Raw genomic sequence first — 19953 nt, 5'->3', positions numbered from 1 at the left:
TTTACTGCGGCTCGACTGTACGCTGACCGGGCAGAAGTTTTACCTAGCTGCAGGCGGCGCGCTTTTCCGTCGCTCGTACACCTTGGCGGCGGAAGAAATTCAATGTCCCGCGCCTGCGGATGTGTGAGATTCCAGTGTCGGATATCAGGCGTTGTACGGCGCCTGCCCGCACTGCGGAGATCAAGAGCGTCGCTGACATCCTGTTCCGACATGCGCGAACGGCAGGTTTCGGGCGGCCTTCTCGCGGCCGGCTATGACTTAAATGAGGGCGCGATGCAGACAGCGTTCGTTCATCTGAACGAACGTCTCCTTTCATCGATCGCGCGCCAATTGCGGACAATTAGGATCGTCCGACGCAGTCGCCAACAAGGGCGAGAAAAGAGGATGTCCGCTTCGGGTGTGGCGGGCGGTTGGCTGACGGCAATGTCGGGCGAACGCCGTCCCTATGCCCTCGCGCCCTCTGCAGCCGCCTTCTCCAATTCTGCGATGCGTTCAGAACAAATCTGGTGGACCGCCTGACCCAAGGCCTCGACGCGCCCGCCCAGCCATGCAAGTTCTTCATCGCTGATCCGATAGTGTTTGGAATAGCGCGCCTTCACATAGGCTTCCTTCAACTTCTGGAACATCGCGCGCTCCTTGCGCGAGGTGCCGGGCCAGATGTCGAATAGCCTGCGGTCGAGCCGCTCTGCCTGTGACCGCAGGAACGCGATATTGTGATTGTAGGGCGTGTAGAAAGTCAGCGTCAGCAGCAGACAGTGGTAGAGGCGTTCGGTCGCCTGGTGAAGGTTGAAAGCCGCGTCGCGGTATTCATGTTGGGACACACAGAATAGATAGATTTTTTGAGAACTCGTCGCGAGCGGCATCCACTCATCGAAATATTCCTTTGCCGCTGCCAGCGCCTGTTCGGGTGTCTTGGGCTTGGGCTGGTGTAGTTCGCTCTCGTCGGCCTCGTAAAGTGCGATGCCTTCCTTGGCGACTTCCATGAAGAACACGCGGCCATGCGCCAGCCCGTCATTCACCTCGCGCAGCGAGTGGACGATGAAGTTGACCGGGGTCTTGAGTGTCTTCTCGATGGTGTAGGCGCGGATCAGCCTTTCCTCGGCCTTCGCCCAGTATGCCGCCCTGTCTGCCAGTTCCTTCTGGCTGACGATGATCAGGATATCGAAATCGGACTTGTACTGGTTGGCGTCGAGCGGTGCATCGACCCAGTCGCCGCGCGCATGACTGCCGAAGAGGATGATCTTGAGGATGCGGCCTGCCTTGCGCCGGCCGGTCGCATGCTGGGTCGCTTCGCGAAACTCCTCGAACAGGACTTCCACGACGCGCTCAAGCTCGCGCTGCTTTGCTGCAGGAAGGTGATCGATCCCGGTCCGCATCAGCAGGATTCTTCCGGCAATCCCCGGCACTTGGCAAGAGCAATTGCCCAATATTGTTCCTCGAACCTCGGATCGGCGGGCGGCGGAAGCCCAGCCCGGTCCCGCAACAGAGGTGCGCCGCACCCGAAGGGCCGGAACAACGAGGAGGAGCCGCGCGCAGCGCGGCTTGCGGCGCAACGCTGCGGGACCAGGATGCGCGACGCCCGCCGAACCGCTGCGGCGCAGGCCGAATCACTGACCTGCCATCCATTGTCGGCGGTCGAGGCGGGTGAATCATTGTTCTCAGGAGGTGTCAGTATTGGCGCTTTCGGCCGCGCTCGAAAAATTCTTTTCCACGCCTGAGAACGACTGGGAACGACAGCGGACGACAGAGAACGACACTTGCCGCCAACGCTGTTTCTCACACTCTTGCGTCTTTTCAGAAGCTTGGTCTCAATATGCGGGAGGGGACCATGACAGCACAGACAGCCTGAAAGGATTTCATGATGACTAACGCCCCCGACCGCATCCTCCGACTGCCCACCGTACTCGAACGCACCGGCCTCAGCCGCGCCACGCTGTACAGGAAGATCCAGCATGGCAGCTTCCCCAGACAGATCGCGATCAGCACGCGCTGTGCCGGCTGGCGCGAGTCCGCAGTCAACGAATGGATGAAGAACCCGATGTTCTACCATGTCGACGATCATGGCCGCGTTTGACTTGCCGCGCCTATCAACTTGCGCTTGAAGGATATTGTCCGCAACTCCCACTGCGGATGTCCGGCTTCCGTCCCTCGAATTGACCCGCGATGGGCGGGAGCCGGGGTATCCCATCTCGGACCTCGCTCAGCCCCGCGCCTGAGGGAATTTTCCCTCAATCAGCTTTGCCCCGCCGCGCAGGAAATCGAGATGATCGGACCAGTGCTGCATCATGCGGACGCGTTCATCCCAATATTCGCCGCGTGTATAGGCGCGGCGCACCGCGTTATTATCACAGTGCGCAAGCTGACGCTCGATCGCGTCGGGATGCCAGAGCCCCATCTCGTTGAGCAGCGTCGCGGCCATCGCGCGAAAGCCATGCCCGGTCATTTCATCCTGTGCATAGCCCATGCGCCTCAGCGCGGCGTTGATCGTGTTCTCCGACATCGGCCGGTCGAGCGAGCGAAGCGAAGGGAACAGGAAGCGGCTATAGTCCGCGTCGTGCTCGATGGTGGCGAGGATGGCGAGCGCTTGGCGGGAGAGGGGGATGGTATGCGCGCGCCGCATCTTGGTCTTGTGCGCCGGGACCGTCCAGACCGCCTTGTCCAAGTCGAAATCTGCCCATTCGGCAAAGCGTAGTTCGCCAGGGCGCACGAACACATGCGGCAGCAGCCGCAGCGCGGCCCTGGTGTTGAAATGGCCCTCAAAGGCATCAAGCGCGCGGAGCAGAGCGCCGGCTTTCTTGGGCGCGGTGATAGCCGCCCGGTGAACGGGCTTGGGCGCGATCAACGCGCCGCGTAGATCGGCCGCGACATCGCGCTCGGCGCGTGCGGTGGCGATCGCAAAGCGGAATATCTGCGAGCAGGTGCTGCGCAGCCGCTTGGCGGTCTCGTAGCGTTCCTTGCCCTCCATCTTGCGCAGCATCACAAGCAGTTCCTGCGCCGAGATTGAGGCGATCGGACGCTTGCCGATTGAGGCATTGATGTAATCGAGCAGCCAGCGCAGCTTCTTCATCGTGGCGGCCGACCGGCCTTCGCGCTCGACCTTGCCCAGCCACTCGTCGGCAACCGCCTTGAAACTGTTGGCAGCGGCAACGCTTGCGGCGATCCGCTCGAGCCTGATTCGCTCAGCGGGATCGTCGCCGCGCGCCAGCACCTTGCGAGCTGCATCGCGGTGTTCGCGCGCCTCTGCGAGACCGGTATCGGGCCAGACGCCGAAGGCCAGCGTCTTCTGCTTGCCGAGATGCCGGTAGTTCATGCGCCAGTAGCGGCCACCCGATGGCGTCACCAGCAGATAGAGGCCATCACGATCGGTGAGTTTGTAGGGCTTTTTGCGTCCTTTGGCCGCCTTGATCGCGACGGCCGACAATCCCGACCTGGGTCTTGCCGTGGAAGCCATGATGGTATCTCCGCTCCGGTGACCGGTGCGCTGCCATCAGAAATACCATCATCATGCTGGTATGTGGTGGTATCTGGGCAGTCCGATCGAGACGATCATACCACACATAATGCACGTAAAACAGCCGTTTATGGCATGTCATGGCACCCTCTGAGAGAGGGTGGTGGTGACCCCTACGGGAATCGAACCCGTGTTTCAGCCGTGAAAGCGTAAATAAAAAACGTCTGTGGACAAGTATGGACTAAGTAAAATCAAGCATTTATCGCAAAACCTACCTTGAAAATCCACAGTCGTTTACGTATATCTATTGGTGATGCATTGGTGATATTTTTCGAGCGCCGTCATGGGAAGAGCTTCAAGGGAGATCAGACTTCAGGAGCGTAGCGCTCGGGCGCGCCTAAAGGTGCGCCATCATCCTTATTGGCGCATGATATCAGAAGGCCGCCATATTGGCTACTATCGGGGCCCTCGCGGAGGCAGGTGGTTCGCCAGGTATCGCGCGACTGGGTCAGCCGATGACTATGTGCGCATTTCGCTGGGCGTGGCCGATGACGGTTGCGAAGCGAATGGTGTCACCATCCTGAATTGGAAGCAGGCGCTCGACAAGGCCAATGAGTGGATCGAGCAGCAAGCCAATGGCGGGAGGATGATCGATCCAAACATGACGGTTCGCCACGCCGTCAATGCATATATCAAGATGCGCGACGAGCGGCGAAGTGCGCAGGTGGGGCGACCGGTTCGATCGACGGCGTCTTACAAGCTCGGCGCTTACGCCCTCAAGGACGCGGCACTCATCGACATCAAGCTTCGCGATCTCACCGAACTGGACCTTCGCAACTGGCAACGACGTTTCACCGGACTGACCGGATCCAGCAAGCAGCGTGTTGTATCGGAACTGAAGGCGGCCTTGAATAGTGCTTTCGAGGAGAACCGCCAAGGCTTGCCCAAGGACTTGCCGGTCACGATCAAGTTCGGCTTGAAGCCGATCTTCGTCGAAGAGGCGGCGGATCAAGCTGATGCTCGGGACAATCAGATACTCAGCGACAATCAGATCCGCGATATATTGGAGAAAGCCCAAGAGCTCGACGAGGACTCTGACTATGCCCTGCTGGCGATACTGCTCGCGGCGACCGGCGCGCGCTTCTCACAATTGGCGCGCATGTTCGTACGCGACGTTCAGCCCCAAAGCCGGCGGCTGCTTGTTCCTCCGTCGCGCAAAGGTCGAGGCAAGAAGGTGAGCGCTCATATTCGCGTGCAAGTTGGAGCCGACATTATCGAGGCTCTGCGTCCCGCGATTGAAGATCGGCCGTTCGATGCACCGCTGCTGGAGCGCTGGCGATACAAACAAACCAGCCCGACCAATTGGGAGAGGGTGGCCCGGCAACCATGGAAAACACCGTCCGAAATGACGAGATGGTGGAACAGGGTAGTGGAGGCCGCCGGGTTGCCCGGCGTGATCCCTTATGCGCTCCGCCACAGCTCGATCGTCCGCTCCATTCGCATGGGCCTCCCCATTCGATTGGTTGCCGCGCTCCATGACACGTCGGTTGCGATGATCGAAAAACACTATTCACGCTGGATCACCGAAGGACTCGACGAGCTCGCAGCGCGCGCCGTCGTGCCGCTTCTCAAGGCGGCGTAGCATCAAAGAGAACTGTCGTGGGCCGCTTCATGGAGCGTCATGGTGCGTCAAGACCGCCATATGAGATTTGCGGCAATGGCCTGATCATTACGGCTTGAACTTGGGGGCACCCGGCGCTCGGCGGGAGACGCGAGTGAACGTCCCTGAACCAACAGGGACACGAGCCCCGATGGCGTCAAAGAGGATGGTGGTAGACCGTCTAGTCCATGAAGGTAGCCGACGCGGCAAAGTTGGAGATTTGATGGCAACGGTTTTCGGTATCGATAATGGCCGCTGATCTGTCCCAGGTTGCCCGTCATTGGTCACGCCAAACGGATAAGGGAAAAGGCATTAGGCTCTGCGCCGACGCGCTCGATCTACTTAATGCCGTCGGGGTGGGTGAGTTGATCCAGGAACGCGCTGCAGAGGAACAACGTAATCGATGTCGACAACGTCTAACCGAACTCCACTCTACGCCAGAGGACGATACCGGCTTGAATGGGACACCTGCGGTGACGGAACGCTGCGATCACCTTATTTGCAGATCGTCTGGTACGATGCCCAATCGGGACGAAATCGAAGCCGCTCAACGGCTACAGCGATTGTTGAAGAAGCCGAGATAGCGCTGGATCGGCTCTACCTGGAGCGTGAGCGGGGCGAAACGCTGTGTCCGACATGCGGCCAGCAGCTTCGTTCGGCAAATCGCTATCTTCTGACGACGGCGATCGCCGATTATCTCATCGTCCGCCAAGCGCGACCTTCGATCGAAGCAATTCGCGCCCGCCTTGCCCATGTCGGCAATTTTCTCTCCGAGACCGGTCGGCTGGAAACGCTGTGCGAGGATGTCGATGAGGACTGGATCGAAATGTTCAGGGACTGGGCAATCGACGTGCCGGTCGTTAGCCCCAGGGGTAAGGTTCGCGATCGGGCGCCGGGCACGGTCGAGGCAAGTGTTCGCATGCTGGCGGCAGCAATAAATCTCGCGCATCGACGCAAGCACACCCTGTTTCCAGCCGCCTTCATTGCAAAGAAGCCCGACGAAGTCAGCCGCACACCATCCTATCGTGCCGATATTCCGATGCTTGCTCGCATGTTCGATTATGCACTCGAGCTCAATGTGAAGACTGGTCAGCCTCAGAAAAGTCGCGATAATTTGTTGCGCTTCCTGCGCATCAGCGTGGCCACCTGGGCCAGGCCCGACGCGGCGCACGATGTCTCCACGGCGCCGGCACGGCATCAATGGCACCCCCAACACCGGGCGCTCAACCTCAATCCTAAAGGGCGGGCGCAGACCAAGAAATATCGCCCGATCGTCCCAGTCGCGCGTCAGATGGTCGATCTTCTCAAAGCGAGTGACGGTTTCTACGTGAAGGTGGACACAGTGAAAACGGCGTTCGAATCGATGCTCGATGCGCTGGGGCTTCCGCGCCAGGGCGAAACCGGTCTGAAGCTGATCCGACGATCCATGGCCAAACTTGGCCGCCAGCGACTGGGAGAGCGCGACTGGGTCGAGGGCCAGATGATGCTCGGGCACAGGAAACACAGCAGCACGTCTGATGCCTATGCGCCTTTCGAACCAGGCTATCTGGGCCGTGCCTTGGCGGTAACCGAAGAGATCATAGAGGAGATCGCAAGACAGGTGCCGCGAGCTTTCACCGGGCAAACACCGGAGATAGCGCTATCGTCCCAATCGAAAAACCGCAGAAATGTTGGTCGGGGAGAGAGGATTCGAACCTCCGGCCCCTGCCTCCCGAAGACAGTGCTCTACCAGGCTGAGCTACTCCCCGACCGATCCGGCGACGCATGCACGCGCCGGTAAGGCAGGCGGCGGCTTATAACAGCGAAGCGCGGCTGTTCAAGCCCGCTCTTCACTTGCCCAGCGCGGCGATCATTTCCTCGATATTGGTGAATTTTTTCCGCGGAGATCCGTCGTTTGCGCGCGCCACTTCGGCGGCTTCGATCTTCTGCCAGTCGCGGAAGGTGACGATTTCCACGCCGCGCTCAGCGAGCAGCGAATCGAGTCCTGCGCGGCCCGCCTTGCGCAAATTGGGCACCATGTCGGCAGCGATTGCATCGGCGATCATATATCCGTCCGGCCGGTTGGTGCCGATCGTGCCCGTCGGCCCGCGCCGTGCCCAGCCGACCGCATAGAGTCCCGGCAGGATCCGTCCCTCGACATTGGCGAAACGCCCGCGGCCGTGCTCATAGGGAACGCCGACGATCGGCGGCGTGGTATAGCCGATGCAGCTTATGACGAGCCCGCAGGGGATCTCATATATTTCGCCGGTGCCATGTGAGCGCAGCTCGGCGTCGAGCACGGTGCGTTCGACGATCACCCTTTCGACCTTCCCGTCGCCCTCGATCGCGATGGGCATGGCGAAGAAATCGAAATCGATGGTGACCGGTTTGGCGACGGGATTGGCGGCGAAGGCGCGCAGATGCGTCACCGACTTGCGCATGCCCGGCTCGAGCATCGCATCGTCGCCCTCGCTCGGCAAATCGGCGGGGTCGACGCGCGGCGCGGCGCGCTCAAGATGTGCGAGTTCGCCAAGTTCCTTAGGGGTCATCGCGATCTGGTGCGGCCCGCGCCGGCCGAGCACGCTGATATGGCGGATCGCAGAACGGCTTATCGCCTCAAGCGCATGATCGGCGATGTCGGATTCAGCGAATTCCGTCGGGGTTTTTGCGAGAATACGCGCCACGTCTAGCGCGACATTGCCGTTGCCGATGATCACCGCGCCTGAAGCGTCGAGCGGGGGCGCGAGATCGGCGAATTCGGGATGGCCGTTATACCAGCCGACAAAGGCGGCCGATCCGATCACCCCCGGCAGGTCGCCACCGGGAATGTCGAGCGCACGATCGCGCGGCGCCCCCGTTGCGAGCACGACCGCGTCGTAGAGCGACTGGAGTTCGGCGACGCTGATGTCCTTGCCCACCGCGACATTGCCGACAAAGCGCACATTTTCCGACAGCGCGACCATCTCGTAGCGCTTGGCGACATTCTTGATCGACTGGTGATCGGGGGCGACGCCGAAACGGATCAGGCCATAGGGGACGGGAAGCCGGTCTATGATATCGACGCGGACGTCGTCACCGAAGGCCTTCTGGCACGCCTCAGCGGTGTAATAGCCTGCCGGCCCGGAACCGATCACCGCGATATGACGCATGCACAGCCCTCCCGATATTTTTGAAGGATCGTAACGCCGTGCGGCCGCGGCGCAAGGGGCGCTGGCGGCGCGTGCCCGGGGCTGCTATCGCTGCGGCGTGGGTATTCTGGAAGTCATCGCGGCCATCCTGGGCGTAATCAACGTCGCGCTCGTCGTCCGCCGCAGTATCTGGAACTTCCCCGTCGCGATGGTGACCGTCTCGCTCTACGGAGTCATCTTTTTTGACGCGCGGCTTTACAGCAACGCCCTGCTCCAGATCTTCTTCTTTGTCGTCAACATCTATGGCTGGTGGTACTGGGCGCGGTGCAAGGCCGAAATGGGCGAAATCCGCGTCAAGGTGATGGATCGCTGGAAGCGCATCGTGACGCCGATCGGGATCGCGATCATGACCGCGCTGTGGGGCTGGTTGATGAGCAGCCGAACCGATGCGGACTTCCCATGGTGGGATGCGGCGATCGCGATGATGAGCGTGGCCGCGCAGATCCTGCTGTCGCGCCGCTATGTCGAGAACTGGGTGCTGTGGATCGCGGTCGATGTGCTCGCGGTGGGTCTTTACTGGGTGAAAGAGCTTCCGCTCACGTCCGCGCTCTATGTGGCGCTGCTCGCGTTTTCGATATGGGGGCAGGAGGAATGGATGCGCGCGCTGCGCGGCAGGCGGGAGCAGGTCACCGCCTGACCAGGCTACTCAAGGCGCGATCGCGAGTCCGTCGCCATTCTTGCCTGCGGCAATCCTGCGAACCACCTTGCCGGTCGCCATGTCGATCTCTGCGATCTGGTCGCGTCCAGTCTCCGCCGCATAAAGCCGCGATCCGTCGCGGGAGAACAGGATCGTCACCTGCGCTGCCTCTTGCGAGCCGCTCACGCTGATCGTGCGGCGAACCTTGCGGCTGACGCGATCTATCTCGGTCAGCGTGCCGGCCTTGACGTTGGAGGTGACGACGGACTTGCCATCGGGGCTGATGGCGACGCGGATCGCGACTGGATCCACCGCCACGCTCGCGACGGGCTTGAGCGTCGCGGTGTCCACCACCTGCACGCGCGGCGCTGAAAGGTCGCCGACCCAGAGTTCCTTGCCGTCTGCCGACAGCGCGATGCCCTCGGGGCGGCCGCCCACCGCTATGTCGGCAATCTTGGTGCGCGCGTTGATGTCGAGAACGCTCACCGTTCCCGAGCCGATATTGGCGACATAGGCGCGCGATCCGTCAGTGCTAACCGCAACCATGTGCGATCCTTCCTGATCGGTTGCAATTGCGCCGACCATTCCGTTTCGCGGATCGGCGATAGTGACGGATTTGCTGCCCTCGGTCGTCGCGATCAGCCGCCCGTCGCGGAGCCAGATCAGACCGTGCGGTCGCGCATTGGGGCTGATGTCGAGTCGCTTCACGCGCTCGCCGCTCGACACCTCGAAAATGTCGATCGTCGTGCCGCCATAAGCGACGACTGCGGCCTGCGTCCCATCGGGCGATATCGCCACTTCGTGCGGCATGCGCGCGGTCGGCACGCGTGCCCGCTCTTTTCCTGTCTCCAAAGTGACGAAGCTCACTGTGTCCTCGCCCTTATTGCCTATGATCAGTGTTTCGGAGCGCCCCTCGGTACAGACGGCAAGCAGAGGCAGGGCAAGCAGGATGCGACGCATGGACGGTTCTCCCTTTAGCGGCATGCTAGGCGCGGCGCTGGCGAAAGGAAGCCCAAACCGTTTCCCGAACGCACCGTTTGGATGTTTGCGGCCATTCTGCAGGGGCATTCGATTGACCGTGCGCCCTGTAAATACTAGGCCAGGCAGTGTGGTGGGAGGATATTTGCAGATGTTTCGCGCGCTGATTCTGAGCGTTCCGCTGGTCGTGGCGACATGGCAGATGCCCGTCGCCGCCCACGCCGTCGAACCCGAAACGACCGAGGAAGGCGCACCCTGCAAGCTGTCGAAGAAAAAGAAGCAGGGGTCGGCGATCTTCGGCAGCATTCTTGGCGGCATCGCGAGTAGCACGATCGGTCGAGGGGGCGTCGGCAGTTATATTCCGTTCAACATCGTCAGCACGACGCTGACCGACGCCATCGCGTGCAAGCTGGACAAGGACGAGCAGAAAAAGGCCGCCAAGGCGACCGACGTCGCGATCACCAAGGGCGTGGGCGGTAGCGAAAGCTGGACCAGCACGACACGCGAGGGCGTGAGCGGCACATCAACCGTCACCGCGCAGGCTCGCGGTGCGGATGGCGGCGACTGCGTCACCGTCGACGACGTCATCATCGTGAACGGCGAGGAAACGATCGCATCCAAGCGAATGTGCCGCGCGCAGGGCGGTTCGGGCTATGCGGTGGTCTGAGGCGATGCGCCTGCGCCGCGCTGCTGCGGCACTTGCGCCCTTGTTCCTGCTTGCCGCTGCGCCGGCGGGCATGGATCCCGACAATCCAAGTTGTCCGAAAAGTCCCAACTGGACCAGCTATCCCGAGATGCGCTTCACGCTGCGCGCCGAGAAGGACCGGCGCGTGCTCCTGGCCGAGGGCAAGGTCGACAGCGGGATGGTGACACGGCTCGCCGACGCGATCGAGACCAACAAGCCGATCCACGAGATCTGGATCCGCTCGCCGGGCGGAAACGCGCAGGCGGGCAACGAGGCGGGTCGGCTGATCCGCAGCCTCAACATAGCGACGCGCATTCCGAATGGTTGGGCCTGCTTCAGCGCGTGCAATTTCGTCTTCATGGGCGGTCCTGCGCGCTGGGTCGATCCGGGCGGGCTGTTCATCGTCCACATGTTCACGCACCTGTCCGACCGCGACGCGGTCAAGGAAGACCTTGCACGCGGCACGGACGAGGCGATCGAGACGATCGGCGACATCGAGCAGGGATCCGCGCTGCTGGCGAGCGACGACAATGATTTCCTGATCCGCATGGGCGTTTCGCGGAAGCTCTTGACCGAGGTGATGTACCGCCAGAAGGCGATTGCGGGGCAGGGCGAGGACCGTTCGACGCGGCGCTGCCTGACACAGGAAGAGCTGTTCAAGTATCGCGTCACCAACGTCCGCTGATCGCTGCGCTGGCAATTCGCGGCAACAATGCTATCGAGCGCGCCAGCTTTCCTGATTGGCAATTGACGTGACCGACCTTTCCAAGATCCGCAACTTTTCCATCATCGCGCATATCGACCATGGCAAGTCGACCTTGGCCGACCGGCTGATCCAGCGGACGGGCGGGCTGACCGATCGCGAGATGTCGAGCCAAGTCCTTGATAACATGGACATTGAGAAGGAGCGCGGGATCACGATCAAGGCGCAGACGGTGCGCCTGAACTACAAGGCCAAGGACGGCGAGACCTATACGCTCAACCTCATGGACACGCCGGGCCATGTCGACTTCGCGTACGAAGTCAGCCGCAGCCTTGCCGCGTGCGAGGGCGCGCTGCTCGTCGTCGACGCGGCGCAGGGCGTCGAGGCGCAGACCTTGGCGAACGTCTATCAGTCGATCGAGCACGACCACGAGATCGTCCCTGTCATCAACAAGATCGACCTGCCCGCCGCGGAGCCGGAGAAGGTCAAGGCCGAGATCGAGGAGGTCATCGGGCTCGACGCCTCGGAGGCGGTGCTCGCCAGCGCCAAGTCAGGGATCGGCATCGACGAGGTGCTCGAGGCGGTCGTCAGGAAGATCCCGCACCCCAAAGGCGACCGTGCGGCGCCCCTGAAGGCGATGCTCGTCGATAGCTGGTACGACCCCTATCTCGGCGTCGTCATTCTCGTCCGCGTGATCGACGGCGTGCTCAAAAAGGGCCAGCAGATCAAGTTCATGCAGGCCGACACCACGCACCTGATCGACCGCGTCGGCTGCTTCCGCCCCAAGATCGAGCAGCTTTCGGAGCTTGGCCCCGGCGAGATCGGCTTCATCACAGCCCAGATCAAGGACGTCGCGCAGGCGCGCGTCGGCGACACGCTGACCGACGCGAAGCGGCCCACCGCCCAGGCGTTGCCGGGCTTCAAGGAAGTCCAGCCCGTCGTGTTCTGCGGGCTCTTCCCCGTCGACGCCAACGACTTCGAGAAGCTGCGCGAGAGCATCTCCAAGCTGCGCCTCAACGACGCGTCGTTCAGCTTCGAGATGGAGACCAGCGCCGCGCTCGGTTTCGGCTTCCGCTGCGGCTTCCTCGGCCTCTTGCATCTGGAGATCATCCAGGAGCGGCTGACGCGCGAATATGATCTCGACCTGATCACGACCGCCCCCTCGGTGGTCTACAACATCAAGCTCAGCCACGGCGGCGGCACGATCGACCTGCACAACCCCGCCGACATGCCCGATCCCAACAAGATCGAGCAGATCGACGAGCCGTGGATCGAGGCGGTGATTTACGTCCCCGACGAATATCTCGGGCCGATACTGAAACTCTGTCAGGACCGCCGCGGCATCCAGAAGAACCTGACCTATGTCGGCGGCCGCGCGCAGCTCACCTACGAGCTGCCGCTCAACGAGGTGGTGTTCGACTTTTACGACCGGCTCAAGTCGATCAGCCGCGGCTATGCGAGCTTCGATTATCATCAGATCGGGCACCGCGCGGGCGACCTCGTCAAGATGAACATCCTTGTCAACAACGAGCCCGTCGACGCGCTGAGCATGATCGTCCACCGCAGCGCCGCCGAGGCGCGCGGGCGGCATATGTGCGAGCGGCTGAAGGACCTGATCCCGCGCCACCTCTTCAAGATCCCCATTCAGGCAGCGATCGGCGGCAAGGTGATCGCGCGCGAGACGATCGCGGCGCTCCGCAAGGACGTGACCGCCAAATGCTATGGCGGCGATATCAGCCGCAAGAAGAAGCTGCTCGACAAGCAGAAAGAGGGCAAGAAGCGGATGCGGGAGTACGGAAGCGTCCAGATCCCGCAGGAGGCGTTTATTGCGGCGCTGCGGATGGGCGACGAAAGCTAGGGCCGAGCGCTCGACAGCGGATCGCAACCACACGAGGCGCAGTTTTCTTTCCTTTCTTTGCACGATCGCGGGAAGACTCAGCGATGGGATGGTGCGTCGCGCGCGCCTAGAATGCCCGTGTTTGCCGATGCCCCGCCGGGATCGGCTCGGGCGGAGTGGGCGCAATGCGATCGGGACGGAGCGAAGGACTGACGACGATTGCGGCGGTGGCGTTGCTGCTGACGGCGCCGAGCGGGCAGGCTGCAACGCGGAACGGAGAGGATGGCGGCGAAGCGCCGTCCGAGATCGCCGCCGAGGCGCCTGAAGCCCAAGAAACGTCCACCGATGCTGGGCGGGGCGACCGGGGTCTGAGCTGTGCGCAGATAAAGGCCGAAGCCGCGGCGCAGGAGCGCGAGATCGAAGCGGCCGGCGAAGAGATCATGAAGGTCGCGGGATCGCAGATGGGCGGTGGCTCGATGGCGGGGCAACTCGCCGGCCAGGCGCTGTCGGGCGTCGCGTCGATGCTGCTCCCCGGCGTCGGCGGGCTCATCGGCGCGGGCGTCCAGGCCGCGCAACGCGCGGCGCAGCAGGCGCAGATCAGTTCGATCCAGGAAAAGGCGATGGCGATCGCGACGCGCCAGCAAAAGGCGGCGATGCGAATCCAGCGTCTCGACTCGCTCCATGCCGCGCGGTGTGGCAGCCCGCTGCCGGTCCAGGCATTTCCCCCAATAGATGATGCGCCGCTGCCCGAGTGAAGCCGGATCAGGCCGTTGGGAAGGACGCGAATCTCAAACGCCCACGGCTGTGGGTGAGGGCAGGGGGGGTGATAATGGCTTCAACCGTCAAGATACCGAAAAAGACGCAAGATCGCATTGTCGCGAGCTTGAGACGCTATCAGAATATTGTGGGTAAACTGCGCGCCCGTGACATTTCCGAAGCTGATACCGTAACTGTCATCAAGGACATGCTGAGTGATCTGTTCGGCTATGATAAATATACTGAACTTACCAGCGAGCAACAGATCCGTGGGACGTTCTGCGATCTGGCGGTCAAGGTTGAAGAAAAGATATATTATCTGGCGGAGGTGAAGGCGGCGGGAATAAATCTTAACGACAACCATTTACGGCAGGCCGTCAATTACGGCGCGCATCAGGGAATAGAATGGATTATCCTGACCAATGCCATCGAATGGCGCATCTATCGTATAAAGTTCGGCCAGCCGATTGATTATGAGGAGGTGTTCTCGTTCGATGTGTGCGGTCTTTCGGCACGCTCGCAGGATGACCTCGCCCAACTGTATTTGCTGTGCCGGGAGAGCATTTCATCGGATGCACTCACTGAATTCCACAAGCAGGCCCAGATTCTCAATCGCTTCGTTGCCGCCGAGATTCTGCAGTGCGATGCCATTATCGCTGCGCTGCGCAGGGAGTTTCGCCGGATTTTCGATGGCATCAAGGTCTCGGAAGAAGAGCTCAAGGCGCTGGTGGTTTCGGAAGTCTTGAAGCGCGAAGTGGTTGACGGCGACCCGGCCAAGCAGGCCAAGGCACTCGTGAAGAAGGCGGGTGCGGCCTTCGCCAAACGAAAGGCCGCTGCGACCGCAGCATAGCTGTGGAGCAAGGGTGCACCTTCTCTTTCGGGAACGCCTGTGCGACGCCGCGTCCTGGAGCCTGATCGGTTGAGGTGGAAGCACTTCATGCTTCCGCCGACCGTGAATCAGGCTCTATTTCAACGATCAAGGTCCAGCGTCGTCACGGTTTGCGGCCACCCGCCGCGCTTCCATCCGAGCCGCCATGGGGCTCGCACGCGATGCCATCATTGTCGCGGTCGAGATGCGGGGCATAGCCCGGCTGGCCGCGGGGCCCAGGAAGGACGTGACCACGCAATTGCGCGTTTTCCTGCATCAGAGACAGGTTCGGCGAACCTGATCCCGTCACCAGCATGCCGAGTCGCCTGGCTGGCGCGTGGGGCTTCTGTTCGCCGAACCAGTCGCTTCAGATCGAACGGATCGCCAGCGAGTTCAGCAGCCAGGCCGAGTCGATCGAGATGTCGATGCTCACGTCGTTGAGCAGCGCCCAGATCCGGTCGGCGGTGCCGACATAGACCCAGAGTTCCCGACCGGCGGGAAACGCCATCTCCGTGAACAGGTTGATGATCCTCCGCTCGCCGGGGACGGCCTGGACACTTGTGCCGGGGAAGCTCTCGCCATCGCCGCGGCAGTCGAGACCCGACACGAACCATTGGTGGCTCACCTCATTGGCCGGGTCGACGTCTTCCCAGTTCCAGAACACGGCCATCACGAGCCTTCCACGCGTTGTGGCATGGAAGTCCGACCATCCCCATTCGTCCTCAGTCGAGATATGATGGCGGCAAAACAGCGCCGACAAATCCGCCTTGACCTGCAATATCCCGGTGCGAAGCGTCGTGAAGGGAACGAGATAGCCATTCTCGCGATAGGCGCAGAGGAGGTCCACGTCGGAAGCATCATGATTCCGGGCGACCAGCTTGGATCCCATGCGTCCCGCGCCATCCAGATAGGATATGGTCTGGACGATTGTCCCGTCGCCCGTTGCCTGACTCTGCTCAAGCCGATCCCACGACCCCCCGAAAGGCGGATAGAACAGCTTTTCCTTGTCCGGATCGGGCGGGACGTAAACGAATGGCGGCCGATCGAAAATATCGGTGAAGCTGCCGACCACGGTTTCATGAAAATGAAAGGCGGCATGGTCGGTCACGAGCTCGCTGAATTCCCCGTATGCGCGATTATGCAGCCCCTTGAGAGCCGCCAGGTCGACGCCCGCGTTTCGGGCTTCGACCAGCGACCGGTAGCGGCGACCGGGACCGCGCGGGTCCGCCCCTTTGTCCGCAGCTATGGTGCTGACGATCCTGTCGCGCAATTTAGGAGAAAGGATCTGCTGTCTTTGTTCCGCAAATGACCGGCGCGATGCTTCGAGCCTGTCCACGGTAGCGCGCCATTCATCCTTTTGCGCACGCTCATAGATGGCCTGAAGGCTGTCGCGGACCTCGGACGCGCTCCGATCGGTTTTCGGACGTTCAATTTGATCTGCTGTCGTCATAATTCTCTCCAGGGAATGAGAGACTCGGCAGCATGATAATAGCATGAGGTACGTTCTTCTGTTCGTCCCTGCTTGCCGCTTCACAAGTGAATCTTAAGATGAATGTTAAATTATCGAGAATAACTCCCGATAAATTATCATGATAATATCGTGTTTTGTGGAAATTACGTACTGATTCTATCAATTTTCATCTGAATTTTAAATAGTCGCTAAAATGGATTCTATGACGGTCGTGCCTCTTGCGGTTCTGATCACGAATCATTCCGCTCCATCCCTACACGGATTTCAGGCTGCGGGCTCATGCTTCTCCCAATCGTGCGGCCCGTAAAGCACCTCCCATGCCGCGCGCTTGTCGGGATCGGCGGCGATTTCGTGGAGCTGGCGGTCGCGGATCGTTGCGAGGCGCTGCCTGATTTCGGCCATGACCGTTTCGCCGTCGCGCGGGGGTTCGGGGTCAGGGCGCTGGTCGCGGCGGCTGGCGGGGAGGGCATAGACGCCGACATGGTGCTTGAGGATGAACATCAGCAACCGATCGTTGAACCAGCGCTTTTCGCCGACCTGCTCGCCCTTGTGGAAGACGGGCACGGGCACGCCCTCGATCGCGCGCTCGACCGCGATGTCGCGCAGGTTCTGGACGCCGAAGTCGAGCGCGGCTTCCCATGCGGCGCGGAAAGCTTCCGCGCCCGGCGCGCGGCGGAGATAATAGGCGCCCTCGCTCGCCATGTTGATCCGCCTGGCGGCGTGGCGGACGCTGCCCGTCTCGGCGAGCGCGTCGATAAGGCGCGCTGGCGCTCGGGCGTCCAGCCGTCGTGCCGGTATTTGCGCGGAACCGGGGTGAAGTCCGGTATGGGCTGGCGCTGGTCGCGCGGGATGGGCAATCGGTTCTGTATGGCCCAATCAAATAACCGATATGGTTATCTGTAGGACAGGGTGAAATCGCCGTGGCTGCCCGCAGCGCGGAGAAACGCAGCGGCTTGTCGCGCATGCGTGGCGCGTCGGCCCCGGGACGCTGGAACCATCGGCGCGACAGGCGTATCATCGCATATGGACGCCGGCATCCTCATCAGGGTCTGTCGCGTGACGAAGCCCCTTTCGGATGCGGCGCCTGTCGCTGCCACGGAAAGGTTTCGCCATGTCTATCGCCCCCCGCCTCCGCCAGTATCTCGACGATCAACGCGCCGATTATGAAGTGATCGAGCACAAGCCGACCAAATCGGCGATGCAGAGCGCCGAGGTTTGCCACATCCCCGCCGACCGCGTCGCCAAGGGCGTGCTGCTTGATACCGGCGACGACTATCTGCTCGCGGTGCTCCCCGCCGATCATCGCCTCCAGCTTTCAGACCTTAAGGAAGAGCTTGGCCAGCGCCCGCATCTGGTCGAGGAAACCGCATTGGAAGACGTGTTCAACGATTGCGAGATGGGGGCGGTCCCCGCGATCGGATCGGGATACGGCGTCCACGCGATCATCGACGACAGCCTCGACAATCAGCCCGATCTCTACTTCGAGGCGGGCGACCACAAGTCGCTTGTGCATATGAGCCAGCGCGAGTTCGCGCGGCTGACGGGACCCGCACGGCACGGCAGCTTCAGTGCGCACTGGTCGATGATGGACGGCTAGGTCGGCGGATAACGTCATAGACACCGCGATGGCGCCTTTCATGCGTTCGGGAAGGCGGGCGTCCGGGCGTGCGTTGTGTAGAATCGTATACTAAATATTGTTTCTCTGCATATTTGTCGTACTAATGCGCTTCGAAAACGGGAGGACGCATATGGTACGGCTTGGGTGGTTGGTGGCGACGGCCGCGCTGGGATTGGCCGCTGCGAGTGGCGCGCAGGCTGCCCCTGTCGCGCTCGCATCGCCCGATGGTGCGGTTTCGGTGACGATCGACCAGAACGCCGATGGCGCGCCGACCTATGCCGTGACTTATCATGGCGAGGCGATCCTTGCGCCGTCGCCGCTGGGACTGGCGATCGTCGGCGGCGCGCTTGGACCCGGGCTGGCGGCGCGCGGCACGACGGCGCGTGCGGGAGAGGACGCCTATACGCTGCCGCTGGGAAAGACCGCGCGCGCGCGGGACCGCTACAACGAACTGACGGTCGATTATGTCGAGACAAAGTCCGGAACGGGCGCGCCGCGCAAGCTCCAGATCATCTTCCGCGCCTATGACGACGGGGTGGCGTTCCGCTATCGCCTGCCCGCGACGCCGTCGCCGCTGTCGATCCGCAACGAGATGACGGGTTTCGCCTTCCCCGCGGACTATGCGTGCCACGGCCTCAATCTCGGAAATTTCCGGACGGCGCATGAGGGCGAATATGATCCGGTGAAGGTCTCGCAGATCAGGCCGATGCACCTGTTCGAAACGCCGCTGGTTTGCCGGACAGGCGAAAAGGGAATCTCGTTCGCGATCGCCGAGGCGGATCTGACCGATTGGGCGGGGATGTATCTTTCGGGGCGCAGCGATGGCGGGCGCGGTGTCGAAGCGCGCCTGTCGCCGCGGCTCGACATGCATCGGGTGGCGGTGACGACGCGTGGCGGCGCCGGGGTGCAATCGCCATGGCGCGTGGTGATGCTCGGCGAAAACCCGCTCAAATTGATCGAATCGACGCTCATCCTCTCGCTCAACCCCGCACCCAAAGGCGATTTTTCATGGGTGAAGCCGGGCAAGTCCGCCTGGGACTGGTGGAACGGGCCCGTGCTGAAGGGCGTCCCCAGGGCGGGGATGAACGATGCGACGATCAGGGGCTTCATCGACTTCGCCGCCGCCAGCAAGCTCGAATACATGCTGATCGACGATGGCTGGTATCTGAATTCGGGCGGTGGCGGCACCGTCTACCCCGGGGCTGATCCGACGCGGGCGATTCCCGAAATCAACATTGCCGAACTCGTCGACTATGGGCGCAATCGCGAGGTCGGGCTGTGGCTCTGGGTGCACTGGAGCATGCTCGACACGCGCATGGACGAAGTGCTGGCGCTCTACCAGCGTTGGGGGATCAAGGGGATCAAGGTCGACTTCATGGACCGCGACGACCAGCAGATGGTCGATTTCTACCACCGCGTGCTTGAAAGCGCGGCGCGGCACAGGCTGATGGTCGATCTCCACGGCGCCTACCGTCCAACCGGCCTTCAGCGGACCTGGCCCAATTACCTGACGCAGGAAGGCGTGCTTGGCGCCGAATACAACAAATGGACGCACCGGATCACCGCCACGCACAATGTGACGCTTCCCTTCACGCGCATGCTGCTGGGGCCGATGGACTATACGCCGGGCGGTTTCCTCAACGTGACGCCCGAGGATTTCGCGCCGCGGATCAACGCGCCACAGGTGATGACGACGCGCGGCGCGGCGCTCGCGATGTACGTCGTCTATGAAAGCCCGTTCGTGGCGGTGTCGGACAGTCCCGATTCCTATGCCGGGCAGGCCGGGCTCGACTTCATCAGTGCGGTGCCCGCGAGCTGGGACGAGACGCGCGCGCTGGCCGGCGAGATCGGCGAGCATGTCGTGATCGCGCGGCGCAAGGGCAGGGACTGGTGGATCGGCGCGATGACCAACGAGCAGGCGCGCACGGTGCGCTTACCGCTCGATTTCCTCGGCAAGGGACGCTTCGACGCGACGATCGACGAGGATGGCGAAAGCCCGACCGCGCTGCGGCGGACAAAGCGGCAGGTGGGGGCGAGCGACGTGCTCGAGCTGAAACTCGCCGGCAGCGGCGGCGCCGCAGTGGTGCTGCGGGCGCGGTAATCGGGTTCCTCCCCGAGCAGG

At 62.0% G+C, this 19953-nt stretch carries 18 protein-coding genes and 1 tRNA gene; 10 read left to right on the top strand and 9 right to left on the bottom strand.

Annotation, left to right across the window (positions count from 1 at the left end):
* Window positions 1-443 precede the first annotated feature (443 nt).
* Window positions 444-1376 carry a nucleotidyltransferase and HEPN domain-containing protein gene (locus tag D3876_RS20035; protein WP_119765511.1) on the bottom strand — a complete coding sequence of 311 codons (933 nt, stop codon included), beginning with the start codon at window positions 1374-1376 and terminating at the stop codon, window positions 444-446.
* Between the two features lie 482 nt (window positions 1377-1858).
* Here D3876_RS20035 and D3876_RS20030 point away from each other — a divergent pair, with 482 nt between their 5' ends.
* A complete protein-coding gene (locus D3876_RS20030; protein WP_119765509.1) occupies window positions 1859-2074 on the top strand; it encodes a helix-turn-helix transcriptional regulator in 216 nt (71 codons plus the stop codon).
* Between the two features lie 126 nt (window positions 2075-2200).
* Here the strand turns inward: D3876_RS20030 and D3876_RS20025 are convergent, their stop codons facing one another.
* A complete protein-coding gene (locus tag D3876_RS20025) occupies window positions 2201-3451 on the bottom strand; it encodes a tyrosine-type recombinase/integrase (RefSeq protein ID WP_119765507.1) in 1251 nt (416 codons plus the stop codon).
* Window positions 3452-3974: 523 nt separating this feature from the next.
* Here D3876_RS20025 and D3876_RS20020 point away from each other — a divergent pair.
* Window positions 3975-5093 carry a site-specific integrase gene (locus D3876_RS20020; RefSeq protein WP_182912083.1) on the top strand — a complete coding sequence of 373 codons (1119 nt, stop codon included), beginning with the start codon at window positions 3975-3977 and terminating at the stop codon, window positions 5091-5093.
* A 565-nt stretch (window positions 5094-5658) separates the two neighbouring features.
* Here D3876_RS20020 and D3876_RS20560 read toward each other — a convergent pair.
* The 3 genes from D3876_RS20560 to D3876_RS20005 form a co-directional block, all read right to left on the bottom strand.
* Window positions 5659-6606, bottom strand: coding sequence for a hypothetical protein (locus tag D3876_RS20560; RefSeq protein WP_182912082.1), 948 nt, complete (start codon window positions 6604-6606; stop codon window positions 5659-5661).
* Between the two features lie 176 nt (window positions 6607-6782).
* Window positions 6783-6859, bottom strand: a tRNA-Pro gene (locus D3876_RS20010).
* An 81-nt stretch (window positions 6860-6940) separates the two neighbouring features.
* Complete coding sequence (locus D3876_RS20005) at window positions 6941-8239, bottom strand: FAD-dependent oxidoreductase (protein WP_119765503.1); 1299 nt, start codon at window positions 8237-8239, stop codon at window positions 6941-6943.
* Between the two features lie 97 nt (window positions 8240-8336).
* On the opposite strand from D3876_RS20005, the gene pnuC reads away from it, so the two are divergent.
* Window positions 8337-8915 carry a nicotinamide riboside transporter PnuC gene (pnuC, locus tag D3876_RS20000; RefSeq protein WP_119765501.1) on the top strand — a complete coding sequence of 193 codons (579 nt, stop codon included), beginning with the start codon at window positions 8337-8339 and terminating at the stop codon, window positions 8913-8915.
* Between the two features lie 9 nt (window positions 8916-8924).
* On the opposite strand, the gene D3876_RS19995 is transcribed toward pnuC, so the two are convergent.
* Window positions 8925-9875, bottom strand: coding sequence for a cytochrome D1 domain-containing protein (locus D3876_RS19995; RefSeq protein WP_182912081.1), 951 nt, complete (start codon window positions 9873-9875; stop codon window positions 8925-8927).
* Between the two features lie 169 nt (window positions 9876-10044).
* On the opposite strand from D3876_RS19995, the gene D3876_RS20305 reads away from it, so the two are divergent.
* From D3876_RS20305 to D3876_RS19970, 5 genes are all read left to right on the top strand, one after another.
* Complete coding sequence (locus D3876_RS20305; RefSeq protein WP_182912080.1) at window positions 10045-10560, top strand: hypothetical protein; 516 nt, start codon at window positions 10045-10047, stop codon at window positions 10558-10560.
* The gene (locus tag D3876_RS19985) at window positions 10547-11263 is read left to right on the top strand and encodes a COG3904 family protein (RefSeq protein ID WP_238475463.1); all 717 of its coding nucleotides are present in this window, start codon (window positions 10547-10549) and stop codon (window positions 11261-11263) included. Before D3876_RS20305 ends, D3876_RS19985 begins: the two co-directional genes overlap by 14 nt.
* 67 nt (window positions 11264-11330) lie before the next feature.
* Window positions 11331-13139 (top strand): translation elongation factor 4, encoded by a 1809-nt coding sequence (gene lepA / locus D3876_RS19980; RefSeq protein WP_119765781.1) that lies wholly within the window; start codon window positions 11331-11333, stop codon window positions 13137-13139.
* Between the two features lie 164 nt (window positions 13140-13303).
* On the top strand, window positions 13304-13873 hold the full coding sequence (locus D3876_RS19975) for a hypothetical protein (protein WP_119765495.1): 570 nt from the start codon (window positions 13304-13306) through the stop codon (window positions 13871-13873).
* A gap of 74 nt (window positions 13874-13947) precedes the next feature.
* Window positions 13948-14724, top strand: coding sequence for a type I restriction enzyme HsdR N-terminal domain-containing protein (locus D3876_RS19970; RefSeq protein WP_147417695.1), 777 nt, complete (start codon window positions 13948-13950; stop codon window positions 14722-14724).
* Window positions 14725-14866: 142 nt separating this feature from the next.
* On the opposite strand, the gene D3876_RS21280 is transcribed toward D3876_RS19970, so the two are convergent.
* The 3 genes from D3876_RS21280 to D3876_RS19955 all read right to left on the bottom strand — a co-directional run bounded on the left by D3876_RS21280 (window position 14867) and on the right by D3876_RS19955 (window position 16915).
* Window positions 14867-15019, bottom strand: coding sequence for an excalibur calcium-binding domain-containing protein (locus D3876_RS21280; RefSeq protein ID WP_420801987.1), 153 nt, complete (start codon window positions 15017-15019; stop codon window positions 14867-14869).
* A gap of 90 nt (window positions 15020-15109) precedes the next feature.
* A complete protein-coding gene (locus D3876_RS19960) occupies window positions 15110-16192 on the bottom strand; it encodes a hypothetical protein (protein ID WP_119765489.1) in 1083 nt (360 codons plus the stop codon).
* A gap of 285 nt (window positions 16193-16477) precedes the next feature.
* Window positions 16478-16915, bottom strand: coding sequence for a hypothetical protein (locus D3876_RS19955; RefSeq protein WP_119765487.1), 438 nt, complete (start codon window positions 16913-16915; stop codon window positions 16478-16480).
* Window positions 16916-17324: 409 nt separating this feature from the next.
* Between D3876_RS19955 and D3876_RS19950 the strand changes: the two genes are divergently transcribed.
* Window positions 17325-17810, top strand: a complete 486-nt coding sequence (locus D3876_RS19950) for an aminoacyl-tRNA deacylase (RefSeq protein WP_119765779.1) — start codon at window positions 17325-17327, stop codon at window positions 17808-17810.
* Between the two features lie 151 nt (window positions 17811-17961).
* Window positions 17962-19932, top strand: coding sequence for a glycoside hydrolase family 97 protein (locus tag D3876_RS19945; RefSeq protein ID WP_119765777.1), 1971 nt, complete (start codon window positions 17962-17964; stop codon window positions 19930-19932).
* The last annotated feature ends 21 nt before the right edge of the window (window positions 19933-19953 follow it).

Source organism: Sphingomonas cavernae (genome assembly GCF_003590775.1).
Taxonomy (GTDB): Bacteria; Pseudomonadota; Alphaproteobacteria; order Sphingomonadales; family Sphingomonadaceae; genus Sphingobium_A; species Sphingobium_A cavernae.
This window is presented reverse-complemented; position numbering and strand designations above follow the sequence as displayed.